The sequence below is a fragment of the Phaeobacter sp. NW0010-22 genome, assembly GCF_040365955.1.
Taxonomy (GTDB): Bacteria; Pseudomonadota; Alphaproteobacteria; order Rhodobacterales; family Rhodobacteraceae; genus OMPR01.
This window is the reverse complement of the sequence record NZ_BAABWT010000001.1, coordinates 438709-454041: the sequence shown is the minus strand read 5'-3', so window position 1 is coordinate 454041 and position 15333 is coordinate 438709. Positions and strand designations below refer to the sequence as shown.

General features: G+C 55.6%; 13 protein-coding genes. 5 read left to right on the top strand and 8 right to left on the bottom strand.

Annotated elements, in window-relative coordinates:
* Positions 1–12 precede the first annotated feature (12 nt).
* From ABWV33_RS01975 to ABWV33_RS01960, 4 genes are all read right to left on the bottom strand, one after another.
* Positions 13–1584, bottom strand: coding sequence for a Re/Si-specific NAD(P)(+) transhydrogenase subunit alpha (locus ABWV33_RS01975; protein ID WP_353328931.1), 1572 nt, complete (start codon positions 1582–1584; stop codon positions 13–15).
* A 130-nt stretch (positions 1585–1714) separates the two neighbouring features.
* Positions 1715–2164: a methyltransferase family protein gene (locus ABWV33_RS01970; RefSeq protein WP_353329229.1), complete on the bottom strand. Its 450-nt coding sequence runs from the start codon at positions 2162–2164 to the stop codon at positions 1715–1717.
* Positions 2164–2580 carry a rhodanese-like domain-containing protein gene (locus ABWV33_RS01965; protein WP_353328929.1) on the bottom strand — a complete coding sequence of 139 codons (417 nt, stop codon included), beginning with the start codon at positions 2578–2580 and terminating at the stop codon, positions 2164–2166. Before ABWV33_RS01965 ends, ABWV33_RS01970 begins: the two co-directional genes overlap by 1 nt.
* A 69-nt stretch (positions 2581–2649) precedes the next feature.
* Positions 2650–3612 (bottom strand): MBL fold metallo-hydrolase, encoded by a 963-nt coding sequence (locus ABWV33_RS01960; protein WP_353328927.1) that lies wholly within the window; start codon positions 3610–3612, stop codon positions 2650–2652.
* 123 nt (positions 3613–3735) lie between these two features.
* Here ABWV33_RS01960 and ABWV33_RS01955 point away from each other — a divergent pair, with 123 nt between their 5' ends.
* Positions 3736–4488: an SDR family NAD(P)-dependent oxidoreductase gene (locus tag ABWV33_RS01955; protein ID WP_353328925.1), complete on the top strand. Its 753-nt coding sequence runs from the start codon at positions 3736–3738 to the stop codon at positions 4486–4488.
* 280 nt (positions 4489–4768) lie between these two features.
* Positions 4769–5962, top strand: a complete 1194-nt coding sequence (kynU, locus tag ABWV33_RS01950) for a kynureninase (RefSeq protein ID WP_353328923.1) — start codon at positions 4769–4771, stop codon at positions 5960–5962.
* Here kynU and ABWV33_RS01945 read toward each other — a convergent pair.
* On the bottom strand, positions 5955–6533 hold the full coding sequence (locus ABWV33_RS01945; RefSeq protein ID WP_353328921.1) for a TetR/AcrR family transcriptional regulator: 579 nt from the start codon (positions 6531–6533) through the stop codon (positions 5955–5957). The two genes, kynU and ABWV33_RS01945, sit on opposite strands and share 8 nt — an antisense overlap.
* Positions 6534–6633: 100 nt before the next feature.
* On the opposite strand from ABWV33_RS01945, the gene ABWV33_RS01940 reads away from it, so the two are divergent.
* From ABWV33_RS01940 to ABWV33_RS01930, 3 genes are all read left to right on the top strand, one after another.
* The gene (locus ABWV33_RS01940) at positions 6634–7098 is read left to right on the top strand and encodes a (2Fe-2S)-binding protein (RefSeq protein WP_113824885.1); all 465 of its coding nucleotides are present in this window, start codon (positions 6634–6636) and stop codon (positions 7096–7098) included.
* Between the two features lie 3 nt (positions 7099–7101).
* Positions 7102–9342, top strand: coding sequence for a xanthine dehydrogenase family protein molybdopterin-binding subunit (locus tag ABWV33_RS01935; protein WP_353328919.1), 2241 nt, complete (start codon positions 7102–7104; stop codon positions 9340–9342).
* Between the two features lie 251 nt (positions 9343–9593).
* Positions 9594–11681 (top strand): Hint domain-containing protein, encoded by a 2088-nt coding sequence (locus tag ABWV33_RS01930; RefSeq protein ID WP_353328917.1) that lies wholly within the window; start codon positions 9594–9596, stop codon positions 11679–11681.
* Between the two features lie 6 nt (positions 11682–11687).
* On the opposite strand, the gene ABWV33_RS01925 is transcribed toward ABWV33_RS01930, so the two are convergent.
* The 3 genes from ABWV33_RS01925 to ABWV33_RS01915 form a co-directional block, all read right to left on the bottom strand.
* Positions 11688–12467 (bottom strand): gamma-glutamyl-gamma-aminobutyrate hydrolase family protein, encoded by a 780-nt coding sequence (locus ABWV33_RS01925; RefSeq protein WP_353328915.1) that lies wholly within the window; start codon positions 12465–12467, stop codon positions 11688–11690.
* A gap of 194 nt (positions 12468–12661) precedes the next feature.
* A complete protein-coding gene (locus tag ABWV33_RS01920; protein WP_353328913.1) occupies positions 12662–13087 on the bottom strand; it encodes a GlcG/HbpS family heme-binding protein in 426 nt (141 codons plus the stop codon).
* A 71-nt stretch (positions 13088–13158) separates the two neighbouring features.
* Positions 13159–15294: a malate synthase G gene (locus ABWV33_RS01915; RefSeq protein WP_353328911.1), complete on the bottom strand. Its 2136-nt coding sequence runs from the start codon at positions 15292–15294 to the stop codon at positions 13159–13161.
* Positions 15295–15333 lie beyond the last annotated feature (39 nt).

Genomic DNA, 15333 nt, shown 5'->3' with positions numbered 1-15333 from the left:
GTCCTCGTCTCCTTAAGATTTCTGGAACATGGCGAGCATGCGCCGTGTCACGAGGAAGCCACCGAAGATGTTGATACCGGTCATAAAGACCGAAAGCGCGGCGAGGAGAATGACCAAGAAACTGCCCGATCCGATTTGCATCAGAGCGCCCAGAATGATGATCGACGAGATCGCGTTGGTCACAGCCATCAGCGGTGTATGCAATGAATGCGCAACACCCCAGATCACCTGGAAGCCGACAAAGACCGCCAGAACAAACACGATGAAGTGCTGCATGAAGCTTGCCGGAGCAACCAGCCCCACCAACAGCAACAGTGCCCCACCAACAGCCAACAGGGTAACTTGGTTCTTGGTCTGAGCCTTGAACGCAGCCACTTCGGCGGCGCGCTTTTCTTCAGGCGTCAGCTCTGGAACGGTTTCCTTGGGCTTGGCCGCAATCGCTGCAACTTTGGGCGGCGGCGGTGGGAAGGTGATCTCACCCTTATGGGTCACGGTGGCACCGCGGATCACATCGTCTTCCATGTCGTGATTGATTTGACCGTCTTTTTCAGGGGTCAGGTCAGTCATCATGTGACGGATGTTGGTCGAATACAGCGAGGAAGCCTGTGCAGCCATGCGCGATGGGAAGTCGGTGTAGCCAACAATGGTCACGCCATTCTCAGTTACGATTTTCTCGTCCATCACGGTCAGCTTACAGTTGCCGCCCTTTTCAGCCGCAAGGTCAACGATCACCGAGCCCGGCTTCATCGCCGCAACCATGTCAGCGGTCCACAATTCGGGCGCTTCGCGGTTCGGGATCAACGCCGTGGTGATCACAATGTCAACTTCGGGGGCCAGTTCGCGGAACTTGGCAAGCTGCGCTTCGCGGAATTCTGGGCTGGACACAGAAGCATAACCGCCGGTGGCCGCGCCATCCTGCTGTTCTTCTTCGAAATCCAGATAGACGAATTCAGCGCCCATGGATTCAACCTGCTCGGCCACTTCGGGCCGCACGTCGAATGCCAATGTAATCGCACCCAAGCTGGTCGAGGTGCCAATCGCGGCAAGACCCGCAACACCCGCGCCCACAACCAGAACCTTAGCCGGGGGAACTTTGCCCGCCGCCGTGATCTGCCCCGTGAAGAAGCGACCAAAGTTGTTGCCCGCCTCGATGACAGCACGGTAGCCCGCGATGTTTGCCATCGACGACAATGCGTCCATTTTCTGCGCGCGGGAGATACGTGGCACCATTTCCATGGCGATCACGTTGGCGCCCTTGGCTTTGGCAGCGTCCATGCCTTCGGTGTTTGCGGCTGGGTTAAAGAACGAGATCAACGTTTTCGCGTCGGTCAGATGTTCTAGTTCGTTTGCATCCGGCTGACGGACTTTGGCGATGATATCCGCCGTGGCCCAGAGGTCCGCTGCGGTCTTGACGACCTCAACACCTGCTGCTTCGTACAGCGCATCCGAGAAACCCGCAGCCGCACCGGCTCCGCTCTCGATCGCACAGTCATAACCCAGTTTCTGCAACTGCAGTGCTGAGTCCGGAGTCATCGCAACGCGCGCTTCTCCGTCAAATATTTCCTTTGGTGTGCCTATTTTCACCCGTCAGGTCCCCCTATTTCGCCCAAAATCAGGCGCAGAATGGTTCGGTTCGCAAAGCAATCCTCTATCCTGCGCAACATTATTTCGCAAGCGCAGCATTCAGAACGTTAGGTCCAGTGTCGCAAAACTCCTACACCCAGCGTCGGGTTTTGCCTTCATAACGGGCAAAATCCATCCGAAACGCCCGCCTGAGCCGATTTTCCTCAGGTATGATAAATCGACGCTCCAGTGTCCAAACAAAGATTGGCACCAACGGTAGCGCCAACACAGCATCAAACCGGAGAATCAGCCCACTGAGGATCAAAACGTCGCCCACATAGATCGGATTCCGGCTGCGCTTGAAGATCCCGGACTGCACCAGTGTTTGTGGGGCGCCATGTGGATTCAACGTTGTGTGGTGCCGGCGCATTTCCACAACGGCCATAAGCATCAGAACAATGCCGCCGCCAATCAACAGGCCGCTCAACAAATCCGTTATCCCACCGTCTAGTGATAGTCCCATTGGAAAGTAGCGGGATTGTCCCCATGCCAACGCGGCAAAGCCTGCCAACCAGATCGGCGGCAAATCAAAGTATTTCATCATGGTTTATACTCGGCTGTTTCAGTCCACCCGGTAATCCCGGTTTGTAACACAACAACGTTTTCGTGCCCCAACAGACGGGTTGCAAATGTCGCCTGTGCAGACAGGGTGCCTGTGTTGCAATACAAAATGACCAACCCGGTTTCGGGCAATTCATCTATCCGTCCGGGGATTTCGCGCCATTCAATGTTGATTGCACTGGGAATATGGGATTGTGCATACTGCTCTGCGTCCCGCACATCAACAAACGTTGCCGCTTGGAACACATCCTTGCTCAGCTGAGCAGGAAGGATGATGCCGCTTTCGTAAGTGGCAAAATCCATATATTCGATCACGGCGTCGGTAACCGCTTCGTCCGCTGCCAAAGCGGGGCTGACTAGACAGAGCGACATCATCAGCGATTTGACAAGGGTCATACAAAGATCCTTTTGTCGTAAGGGTGTTCAGAGCCCATGCAGCGGGCCCCAAACCAGTTTACCGGGGTCTTATTCCCATTCCATTTCCTCGAACACACGCCCTGCGTTCTTGGTCGCGAGTTCCTCAAACGTATCGAGAGTGCGCCATTTTTCCTGATCCACGTAGTAGGCCCCAGCAAGATCACCGCCCTCTTCGATATGCGCACCGACCTTAGCGCGAAGATCCTTGAGATAATCGACGGTATAGCGCCGCACCTGCGCCAGATTTGTCGGGTGCCCGTGGCCAGGGACAACATAAGTTGGGTTCATCGGTTCCAGCGCCTCGTCCCACGTTTCGATCCAGCAGCTGGTGCACGTATGCGGGAAAATCGGCGGCATCCGTTCATGAAAGGCGATATCGCCCGCGATCATCATACTCCACTGTGGGATCCAGACCTGAACATCGCCCGGATCATGCGCAGGGCCAAGATGCAGCACCTCGATATCAACCCCGCCTAAAGACAGGTCATATTTGTCCTCAAACGTCAGATTAGCATGCTCAACGCGGCTGCCTTCGGCACGATCTTTGTTATAGGCCTGCATGCCCTGAAAAATGAAATCGCCATTTTCCTTAGTCTCTGCCACGGCATCCACATGCGCCAGAACATCAACACCCAGATCACGCCAATACCCATTGCCAAGCATCGCATGACCCTGACCATTTTCGTTGATCACCAAGACAACGGGCTGGTCCGTCACATTTTTGATTTCGTCATGCAAGGCTGCAGCAAGCCGGGACGAGGCCCCGCTGTTGATCACGACAACCCCCTCGTCGGTCACAATGAACGACAGGTTGTTGTTGTGACCTGCGTTTTCATAGGTGGGCGGGGCCGTGGCACCGATAGCTGAAAAGACGTGTGGAATCACTTCGACGGGTTTGGAGTACAACTCAGACTGCGGATACTGATCCACGATATCCTGACTGGCATGGGCCAATGTCCCCAACGAAAGTGCACCTGCGGTAATACCGGCAATAACAAAAAGACGTGTCATGAAAACTCCCTCATTCAGGAGACACATTCGCATGTGTGAATGATACCGTAAAGTGACGGAGCGGCGCGTCTTGTCACAGGCCATCTAGCGACTAACGTGGTCATTAAACACGGAGGACGCGAAATGCATTTAACGGGAAAACATGCTCTGGTCACTGGTGGTGGCACTGGCATTGGTCTGGCCATCGCCAAAGCACTCGCAGCAGAGGGTGCGCACGTAACCATCACCGGACGCCGCCAAGAGGTTCTGGATCAAGTATGCACGGACGGAATGAGCGCCCGCGCAATGGATGTTCGCAATGAAGAAGATGTTGTGAGCACCATCGCGTCAGCGGTGGATGCCCACGGCCCGATCCAGATTTGCGTTGCAAACGCCGGTATTGCCGAAGGCAAGACCCTGCAAAAGACCGATATGGAATTTTGGCGCAATATAATGGCAACGAATTTGGATGGCGCATTTCTGACCATCCGTGAAAGCCTGCGTTCTATGGTGACGACCGACTGGGGGCGCGTGATTTCAGTTGCCTCAATCGCCGGTCTGCGTGGTGCGCCCGGTGCTGGCGCTTATGCTGCCTCGAAACATGGGCTGATCGGGTTGACGCGTACTTATTCCGAAGAGTTCATGGGCAAGCCTTATACCTTTAACAATCTCTGCCCCGGATACGTGGACACCCCAATCGTGGATCGCAACACAGCGTCGATTTCACAGCGCGCCGGAGTCAGCTCTGATGAAGCGCTCAAGATGATGGTCAGCGCTAACCGCCACAAACGCTTGATTGCCCCAGAAGAAGTCGCAGCCGCCGCCATGTGGTTGGTTGGCCCCGGCTCCCAGAGCATCAATGGCCAAAACATCGAAATCGCCGGTGGTCAGATGTAATCCCAATGCTTTGGCACCTGCCCATTGGATTGGGTGCCGAAGCGATCAGTCTGGCTATCGCATTTTTGTCAGCGGCCTTCAGACATCATGATAGCAGTGAAAAACTGATATCTTAATCCATCTAAAACAACACTTTATCGACGGGTGGTGCAATCATGCGCGATTATTGCCACCCCTTGTGATGTCCCTGACGGATATGACAAACACTGGACACATCGTCCAAGACCCGATACGCCCAATAGAGATACTTCAAGCTTAAAGTAAATGCGGAAGGCCCCACATGACAAACTTTGCTGCGACCAAAGCTATGTTTCACCTGCCCGAGGGCGTCCTTTATCTGGATGGCAACTCTCTTGGTCCCCTGCCCAAGGCAGCAGCTGCCCGTGTTGGGACCATGCTACAAGACGAATGGGGTGACCTGCTGATCACCGGTTGGAACAAAGCCGGTTGGATGGCGAAACCCACCGATCTGGGCGACCGGGTTGGTGGCTTGATCGGAGCCGAACCGGGCAGCGTTGTGATGGGCGACACCTTGTCGATCAAAGTTTATCAGGCTGTCGCATCAGCGCTTGAACTGAACCCAACCCGCAAAGTGGTCTTGTCAGACAACGGCAACTTCCCAACAGATCTTTATATGGCGGATGGATTGCTGCGATCGCTGGGCGATGATTATGAACTGCGCGTGGTTGACCCCGAAGCAGTGGCTGACAACCTAACCGACGATATCGCCGTGATGATGATCACCGAAGTCGATTACCGCACAGGCCGCAAACACGACATGAAGGCCCTGACAGAACTGGCGCACGCTAGGGGCATCGTCACCGTTTGGGATTTGGCGCATTCTGCCGGGGCTTTCCCTGTTGATCTGGCCGGATGCAACGCTGATTTCGCGGTCGGGTGCACCTATAAATATCTCAACGGTGGTCCCGGCGCGCCTGCGTTCATTTATGTGGCTCCGCGCCATATGGATCAGGTTCGACCCGCTCTATCCGGGTGGTTGGGACATGAATCACCCTTTGCCTTTGATCTTGATTATCGTCCCGGCTCCGGCATTGAACGGATGCGCGTTGGCACGCCACCCGTGATCCAGATGACTGCCTTGGAAACTGCTATGGATGTCTGGGACATGGCCGATATTCAGGACGTGCGCACCAAGTCCATCGAGCTGACCGAGCTATTTATCTCTGAAATCGAAGCCGCCTGCCCGATGCTGACGCTGGCCAGCCCACGCGATCCACACGCTCGTGGCAGCCAGGTCTCGTTCCGGTTCGAAGAAGGGTATGCCGCAATGCAGGCGATCATTGCACGTGGTGTGATCGGTGATTTCCGTGCACCTGACATCATGCGGTTTGGCTTTACCCCCCTGTACGTCGACGAAGCGGATGTACGCGCAGCGGTCGCAATAATTGCCGATGTCATGACCAATAATCTGTGGGATCAGCCAGAATACAAAGTCCGCAACAAGGTCACCTGACCGATAAACCTGCCCCGGCCAACGCACCCAACAGCTGCACCCGTGCAGTATAGCTGGCAACGTCCGGGGCATGGGCCTTGATCCCCTTTAGCGCCGTTGTGAGCATAGCAGCCACAACGCTGGCTTCGCCGGGCAGTTTTGCGCTGCCCCGCGCCACTTGCCGCTCTAACCAGTCAGCATATAGAACCTGTAAAGCGGCCTCTCCGGCCTCAACTATGTCTGGAGCTGTTGTCGAACCGACATCCAGCAATTCCATACCATGAGGCGACATCAGCAGTTCTGCCGCTCCTTCGCTTTGCTTTTGCAAAGCATTGGTCAAAACCTCGATCACACTCCCGTCCATCTGCAAAGCGTCGCGCACACTTACACGCGCCTCGTCATAGTGATGCTGCACGAGGCTGCGAAAGATATCCTCTTTGTTGCGATAGTGCTGATAGAGCGCCGGACGGGACATTCCCGCACCGCGCGCTATGTCATCCATAGAGGTTTTGCGAAACCCATAGGTCGCAAAGGCCTGCCAAGCAGACGTCACAATCGCATTTTGTTTGGGATCGGCATTCGAGTCTTTCATGTCGAATATCTGACACTTCAATAAAAAAATGTCAATTGACATCCTGACACTTATGATTAAATGTGTCAGACACCCTAGCTGAAGCGGAGAGAAACGCGCCATGCCAACGTCCCTTACGATCAACGGTAAAGCACATCAGGTGGATTTGCCTGATGATGTGCCTCTTTTGTGGGTGCTCCGCGACGAAGTCGGCCTGACCGGCACCAAATTCGGGTGCGGCGTTGCAGCTTGCGGCGCCTGCACAGTTCATATCAATGGCGAAGCCGTCCGCAGCTGTCAGGTTCCCTTGGCCGACGTGGACGGCCCAATCACCACCATCGAAGGCATCGGCACCCCTGATGCTATGGCGGCAATTCAACAAGCCTGGGTCGACCATCAAGTCGCGCAATGCGGTTACTGCCAGTCCGGACAAATCATGCAGGCCGCGTCCCTGCTTGCTGAGATCCCCGAGCCATCCGATGCAGAAATTGACGAGGCAATGCAGGGCAATTTGTGTCGCTGTGGCACCTACCCTCGCATCCGGGCCGCCATTCATGCCGCCTCAGACAAAATGAAGGAGGTTTGAACCATGGCCAGCATCGGTAAAATCCTTCGTCGTACGTTTCTGATAGGCTCTGTCGCCGTGGTTGGAGGTGTTGCCTTTGGCGTCTACAAAGTGCGCTCCCCCGCCCCCAACCCCTTGAAACCGGGTCAGGGACAAGCTGCGCTGAACCCATTTGTTATGATTGACCAGAACGGCGTCACCTTGTTCGCCCCTCGTGCGGAAATGGGTCAAGGCGTCCAAACCACATGGGCCGCTCTTATTGCAGAAGAGTTGGATGTCGAACTTGATCAAGTCACTGTTCTGCACGGACCAGCAGCTGCAGCGTATTACAACTCAGCCTTCGTCGCTGATGGTCTCCCTGGTAAGGGGTATGACACATCCGATTTCATGCACAATCTGGGCGAAGCGCTTGGCGTGATTGGCAAATCCTTGTCATTGCACGCAACAGGCGGATCCACATCCATGAAGGACGGGTTCATCCGGATGCGCGAAGCCGGCGCCAGCGCCCGTGAAACCCTGAAACAAGCCGCAGCTGACCAATTGGGGGTCAGTCGCGACCAGCTCAAAACACAGGCTGGTCACGTTATCACCCCTGATGGCTCAAAAATCCCATACGGCGAATTGGCTGTTGCTGCCGCCAGCGTTGATCCGATTGAAGCCGAGCTCAGAGATCCGACAACTTGGACAAAGCTGGGCCAGAACCTGCCCCGTTTGGATATGGTCGGCAAAGCCACCGGAACCGCCGAGTTTGCAATTGACGTGCGACTGCCGGGGATGAAATTTGCCACCGTACGCCGAAACCCCAAATTGGGCGGCGGCATGGTCTCGTTCGATGGTAAGGAAGCAAAAACCTTGCCCGGCGTTGAAAAGATTGTTGATTTGGGCGACGGCATCGCCGTGATTGCTACCAACACCTGGCTTGCCATTCAAGCTGCCGAAGCCGTCGAGATCGAGTGGGAAGACGCACCCTATCCCCCGGAAACCGATGCGATTTTCCAAACTTTGGCAAAAGCCTTTGATGGCTCCCCCAACTCAACCATGCGTGACGATGGCGACGTGGATACCCTGCCCGATGGTGCAACCGAATTCAGCGCCGACTACTCCGTGCCCTTCCTTGCCCACGCGACAATGGAGCCGATGACAGCGGTTGCACGGCTCAACAGCGATGGGTTGCAGGTCTGGACCGGCACACAAACACCCACCTTTGCGCAATCGCGTGCGGCTTACGTTACCGGGTTAGAAACAGAGCAGGTTGAAATCAACACAACCTATCTTGGAGGCGGGTTCGGTCGTCGCCTAGAATTGGACTTTGTCGAAGTCGCGGTCAAAGTTGCCATGGCAATGCCCGGCACCCCTATCCTAACCACGTGGTCCCGCGAAGAGGACATGCGTCACGATTACTATCGCCCCGGTGCAATCGCGCGAATGCGCGGTGCAATCAAAGACGGCAAAGCGGTCTTGATGGACGGGCACCTTGCAACCCAATCACCCACCCAACAAGCTATGGAGCGGATCACTGGCATGGCTGGCGCAGGGCCAGACAAAGTGCTGGTCGAGGGTTTTTTCAACCAACCCTATGCCATTCCGAACTACCGTATGAGCGGGTATATATCTGATCTCAAAATCCCGGCCGGTTTCTGGCGTTCAGTCGGCAACAGCCATAACGCTTTCTTCCATGATACGTTCATGGATGAGATGGCCCATGCAGCTGGCCGCGATCCGCTTGAATTCCGTCTAGAAATGGCACGTCCCGAATGGGATGTTGCCGCGCGGGTTCTGGAAACCGTGCGTGATATGTCAGGCTGGACCGGCAAGACCCCCGACGGCGTTGGGCGCGGTGTGGCCTTTGCCTACAGCTTTGGCACGCCTGTCGCACAAGTGATCGAAGTCGTCGATGAAGATGGCACCATTAGGATCAACAAAGCCTGGATCGCCTGCGACATGGGCTTGGCACTCGATCCCGGCACGGTCAAGGCACAGATGTTTGGTGGCATGATGTACGGGCTATCAGCTGCAAGTTTTGGTGAAATCACCTTTGCTGACGGTGAGGTCGAGCAGTTCAACTTCCCGGATTATGATGCAGTGCGCATGCACACTGCACCGCAGGTAGATATCCAAATTCTGGAGACCAACCGGTTTATGGGCGGTGCAGGGGAGCCCGGCACCCCACCTGCAGCCCCAGCCTTGGGCAATGCCTTGTTTGACCTGACAGGAAAGCGGGCGCGCACGCTTCCGCTGAACCAGCATTTCGATCTGTTGGTCTGACTGCAATCACAAACTCCAACGCAGGTCCTGTAAAACACGGGGCCTGTGCATCGTTCTCAATTTAGAAACAATTAAGGCATTGTTTCCCTATTTCCCACGCGAATTTGTCTCAATTCCTCCGCTCTTTGGCCGCAACAGGTCTTTACACAGAGCGTCAGGATCAGAGAGCGCCAACTCTTCAGGCATCTCTGGAAAGAGCAGTTCAGCAACAGATCACAAGAATCTGTGCATCGAAATAGGAATAAAGTTCAATGCCTTCCGGGTATCTCGTCACATTAGGCGCGGACAATGCGCTTACACCGAATGATGTCATCGGTGGACCATGGACTTTTTTCAACACACAGACAGCTCTTGGAGCTGGTCAGTGGGTGTTTACCGGGGTCGACGACGGCACCACATTCACTGACGAACAAGAACCGGGCCAATTTTACCTCGCCGAAGACGGAAACGTCTATTTCGTTCCTGATTTTGGCGAAGTTGATACGCTGACGGCTGCCGACACGGTCACTGCCCCGACCTATACTGCCCCATCCCCTTTTGATCCGCCCTCAGACATCCCCGACAACGTAGTCGACGGCACCGTGGGCGATGATACGATTGATAACACCTATACCGACAGCAATGGCGACAGCCTGAATGACAGTGCTGACAACGCGGACTTGGTGCTTGGGTATTCAGGAGATGACCAGTTACGCGGACTTTCCGGAGATGATTGGTTGCTGGGCGGTACGGGCGACGACACCCTGCGCGGCAATCAGGGTGACGACCTGCTCTATGGTGATCGCTCAATTGAATCCCTGAACTGGGATTCACAGGCGCCGGATGAAACCGATGTTTCCGGCGGGTTTACCCAAAACACCGGCGATGTCGATGTTTCCGTCAGCTTTACGAACAATGGCAACAACTCACCCGAGTTTTCGATTGAAAGCAGCGACACACAATATGTCGACGCAAACGAACCGTTCAGCGAACAATCTTCTTTGTATTTGTATGGCAACGGTGACGGTGCCACGTCAACAACGACCCTGAGCTTCGACGCTGCGACGGGCGCAGACGTACAGGACGAAGTTGAAAACGTCACCTTTCGCATCAATGATGTGGATTACGCCGACGGCAACCACCGCGATGTGATCACCGTCAACGCTTTCGACGCAGATGGCAATCCGGTAACCGTTACCCTGACACCAACCCCCAATGGCGGTGCGACCGATACGGTTTCCGACAATACGGTGACCGCCGGGGATTCAGGTGAATCCCAGGCTGACGCCGCGGGATCTGTGTTGGTTGAAGTGGAAGGCCCGGTCGCGCGTATCGACATCATCTACGAAAATGCCTTGGACGGAACACAAGCCATTTGGGTTACAGACGTCTTCTTTGAACCCATTCCTCAGACCTATGGCGACGATGCCTTGTTCGGCGGCTCTGGCAACGACACCCTGTTCGGCGAAGGTGGGGATGACCTTTTGGCCGGTGGCCGGGGAGAGGACGCGGTTGACGGTGGAGAAGGGAACGACACTGTCAACGCGGCACAAGGTGACACGATCGCGGGCGGCGATGGCGACGATCTCTTCGTCCTGACCGATCTTGGAGAAGCTGGTACTGCAGGCATTACGATTGTCGGTGGCGAAGGCGATGAAACCGATGGTGACGTTCTGGATTTGAACGGTCAGACCGTGGATGGATCCCTCAACCTGACAACAGATATCCCCGGCGAACTGGCCGGGACTGTTGAGATGACCGATGGGTCCATCGTCACCTTTTCCAATATTGAACGGATCATCTGTTTTACCCCGGGTACGTTGATCTCCACTGCCCAAGGGCCCCGCCTCATTCAGGATCTGAAAGTGGGCGATCTGATCGTGACACGTGACAACGGTCTACAGCCCCTGCGTTGGATAGGCACCCGCACGGTCGAAGCACAGGGCGATCTTGCCCCCATCCGTCTGGATACTTCGCTACTGCAGGCTGCCAGCGCGCCTTTGATCGTCTCCCCTCAGCATCGCATGCTCTGGAGCGGGTCTCGCGCGCAGATGCTGTTTGGCGAAACCGAAGTTCTTGTGGCTGCGCGCCATCTGCTGAACCATCCGGCAGTCACCCGCATACAGGGCGGTTCCGTCACTTACATGCATCTGATGCTGGATCAGCACGAAGTGATTTACGCAAATGGCGCCGCGACCGAGAGCTTTTTCCCAGGTGACACCGCCATTGAAGCACTGACCGGGCAGAGCCGCCACGAGATGTTCAATCTGTTCCCCGAACTGCGAAGCCATCACGGTGCATTCGGCGACACAGCGCGACTGTGCCTCAAGGCACACGAAGCCCGAGTTCTTGCTGCCTAAGTCTAATTATGCCGATTTTTGAAACGCTTGCTGCGTTTTCGTCGCCTGCCATCCATGCACCGTCTGACCAAAACGCTCAAACAGAGGGCGCGATACAGGATCATTTGCAGCGTCCCATTCAGGGTGCCACTGAACCGACAAGGTAAAACCGGGCGCGTCTTTTACATATATCGCCTCAGGTGTTCCGTCAGGTGCAAATCCGTCAATCACAATCCGCGATCCGGCGCGTTTAATCCCCTGCCCGTGCAATGTGTTGGTCATCACTTCGGGGGCCCCAAACACCTGATGAAACACTCCGCCCTCGGTCAATTTAACCGGATGGCGTAGCGCAAATTTTTCCTCCAGCGTTCCATCGGGCGGCATCCGGTGGTTCATCCGCCCCGGCAGATCCCGGATTTCAGGATAGAGCGTGCCTCCCATGGCCACGTTGACCTCTTGAAAGCCACGGCAGATCCCCAAAAACGGCTGCCCCCGTTCGACGCAAGCCCGGACCAATGGCAGAACGATCGCATCCCGTGCACGGTCAAAAGCTCCGTGCGCTTCGGTCTCTGCTTCGCCATATTCCTCGGGGTGCACATTCGGGCGTCCACCGGTCAGCAAGAACCCATCGCAGGTTTCAAGCAGCTCTTCAACAGACAGATATCGAGGGTCCGCCGGAATGAGCATTGGCATGCAATCCGACACATTGGCCACTGCATCTGAATTCATCGTGCCCCCCGCGTGCGTGGGATATTGATCATTCATCAAATATGAATTGCCGATGATACCGATGACCGGGCGAACCATGAGTGCTCCTGTTTTTAATTCTGGCTTGACGCTACAGCGCGCCGATCAGACGTGCAACAACGCACCCCCTGCACCATGGCGCAAGCGCGTGTTCAACCACGCACAGTGCGTAAAAAATGGGCGCAGACACCAGTGGTGTTTGCGCCCGAGCGGTACAGCATACCGACCTCATCCTAAGCAGCGTGCGGCCAAGATCAAATCTCGCCGGTCAACCCAACAGCATCGATCCCGGCCATCGCCGCAATTGCATCATTGTCCGATGTGTCGCCCGTTACACCAATGGCACCGATCACAGCCCCCTTTTTGTCCCGCACCAAAACGCCACCCGGCACCGGAATAACCTGCCCACCGTACACACCGTTCACCGCAGCCATGAAATAAGCCTGATCCTCGGCGCGCTTCATCTGAGCTGTGCCGGCCATACCCAGCATAACAGCCCCGTAAGCCTTGCCGTGCGCAATCGGGAACCTTCCGGGGGCTGCCCCATCTTCGCGTTCAAAGGCCTGCACATGACCGCCTGCGTCCAACACAACAACAGACAGTGGCTTGAGCTCCATTTCGCGCCCTTTTTCAAGCGCCTTACGAATGATGGTGCGTGCGCGTCTCAGCGAAATTGACATCCCAGTTTCCTTTATCGTTTGCCACAATTTGAAAAAGCAGAGCGATCTCCGCCCTGCTCTCTTGAATTTCTTTAGCTCAATTGTGCTTTCAGCTCCAACCGGCGAGCATGCAAAACCGGTTCGGTATACCCCGACGGCTGAACGCGCCCTTTGAACACCAGATCACAAGCAGCCTGAAAGGCGACACCGTTAAAATCTGGGGCCATCGCCGAATACAGCGGGTCGCTGGCATTTTGCCGATCAACCACAACAGCCATCTTTTTCATTGCGGTCATCACTTGATCTTCGCTCACAACGCCGTGGTGCAACCAATTCGCCAGCGCCTGAGAGGAAATCCGGCAGGTCGCCCGGTCCTCCATTAGGCCCACGTCGTGAATATCCAAAACCTTGGAACAGCCAACCCCCTGATCAACCCACCGCACAACGTATCCCAAGATACCTTGCGCATTGTTCTCGATCTCTTGCGCGATTTCCGCATCACTTAAATTGCGCCCGCCCAGCAGGGGCACGGTCAGCAGATCCTCAAGCGTTCCACGTGGACCGCCCGCAGCAATCTCATCTTGGCGCGCCAAGACGTCAACCTTGTGATAGTGGGTCGCGTGCAGCGTCGCGGCTGTCGGGGATGGCACCCAAGCACAGTTCGCGCCTGATTTCGGATGGCCGATTTTAGCCTCCAGCATCTCGCCCATACGATCCGGCATGGCCCACATGCCCTTGCCGATTTGCGCTTTGCCGCGCAACCCACAAGCCAGACCGATATCAACGTTGCGGTCCTCATAGGACAGAATCCAAGGCGTGGTCTTGATGTCGCCTTTGGGTAGCATGGGGCCTGCCTCCATAGCGGTGTGAATCTCATCACCAGTACGATCCAAAAACCCGGTGTTGATGAAAGCCACGCGGGATTTGGCGGCGCGAATGCACTCCTTGAGATTGGCACTCGTGCGCCGCTCTTCATCCATAATGCCCAATTTCACGGTGTTCTGCGGCAGGCCTAGGATCTCTTCGACCATCGTGAAGATCTCATTAGCAAAGGCGACCTCGGCAGGTCCGTGCATCTTAGGCTTAACGACGTAAACCGATCCATGAACGGAATTTCCGCCATCCCGTTGCAGGTCATGCATCGCGATCAGTGTTGTGCACAAAGCATCCATCAACCCTTCGCCGATCTCATCACCGTTACTATCCAAAACAGCCGGATTGGTCATCAAGTGCCCAACATTACGGATCAACATCAATGATCGCCCCTTAAGGGAGCCAGCTGAACCATCGGCAGCGGTAAAGCTCAAATCCTCGGCCAGTGTGCGCGTAAAGCTCTGCCCGCCTTTGGTCACGTCTTCGCTAAGATCGCCTTTCATCAGACCCAGCCAATTGCTGTAGGCCACGATTTTGTCTTCGGCATCCACACAGGCGACCGAATCTTCGCAATCCATGATCGTCGACAATGCGGATTCCAAACGGACATCAGAAATACCCGCAGCATCAGTCGCTCCAATCGTGCTGGCAGCGTCGATAATGATCTGAACATGCAAACCATTGTTTTTCAGCACGACAAAGTCTGGAACGTCCGACGCGCCCCCAAATCCAACGAACTGTGCCGGATCGCCCAGCCCCGGAACCAAAGCGTCGTTCTCGACGCGGACACTTTGAACATCTGCCCAAGATCCACTGGCCAGCGGCGTGGCATCATCCAGAAATGATTTGGCCCATGCAATGACGCGATCGCCGCGCGCGGCGTCATAGCCGCCCGCTTGTGGCAGATCCCCCATCGCATCGGTGCCATACAGCGCATCATACAAGCTGCCCCAACGCGCATTCGCGGCGTTCAGAGCGAAGCGAGCGTTTGTAATCGGCACAACCAGCTGTGCGCCGGGGGTCAGGGCGATTTCAGGATCCACATTCGCGGTATCAATCGCAAACTCTGCGCCTTCTTCGACCAAATAGCCGATCTCTTTCAAAAAGGACTGTTGTGCCTCAAATCCGGGCAAGCCTCCGCGGGACGCGGTGTACCAGGCATCAATCTTACCTTGGATTTCGCTCCGCTCGGCTAGCAATGCACGGTTCTTGGGGCCCAGTTCTGAGACCATTCGGGCCAAACCGGCCCAAAAATCAGAAGCTGCGACACCGGTGCCCGGCAATGCACGGGAGTCGATGAACTCCACCAATTCAGCCGCGACCTGCAAACCGTTCAAATTCAGTCTCTCGCCCATCTAAATCTCTCCCTCTGATCCGTGCTATTCTGGTTTCCC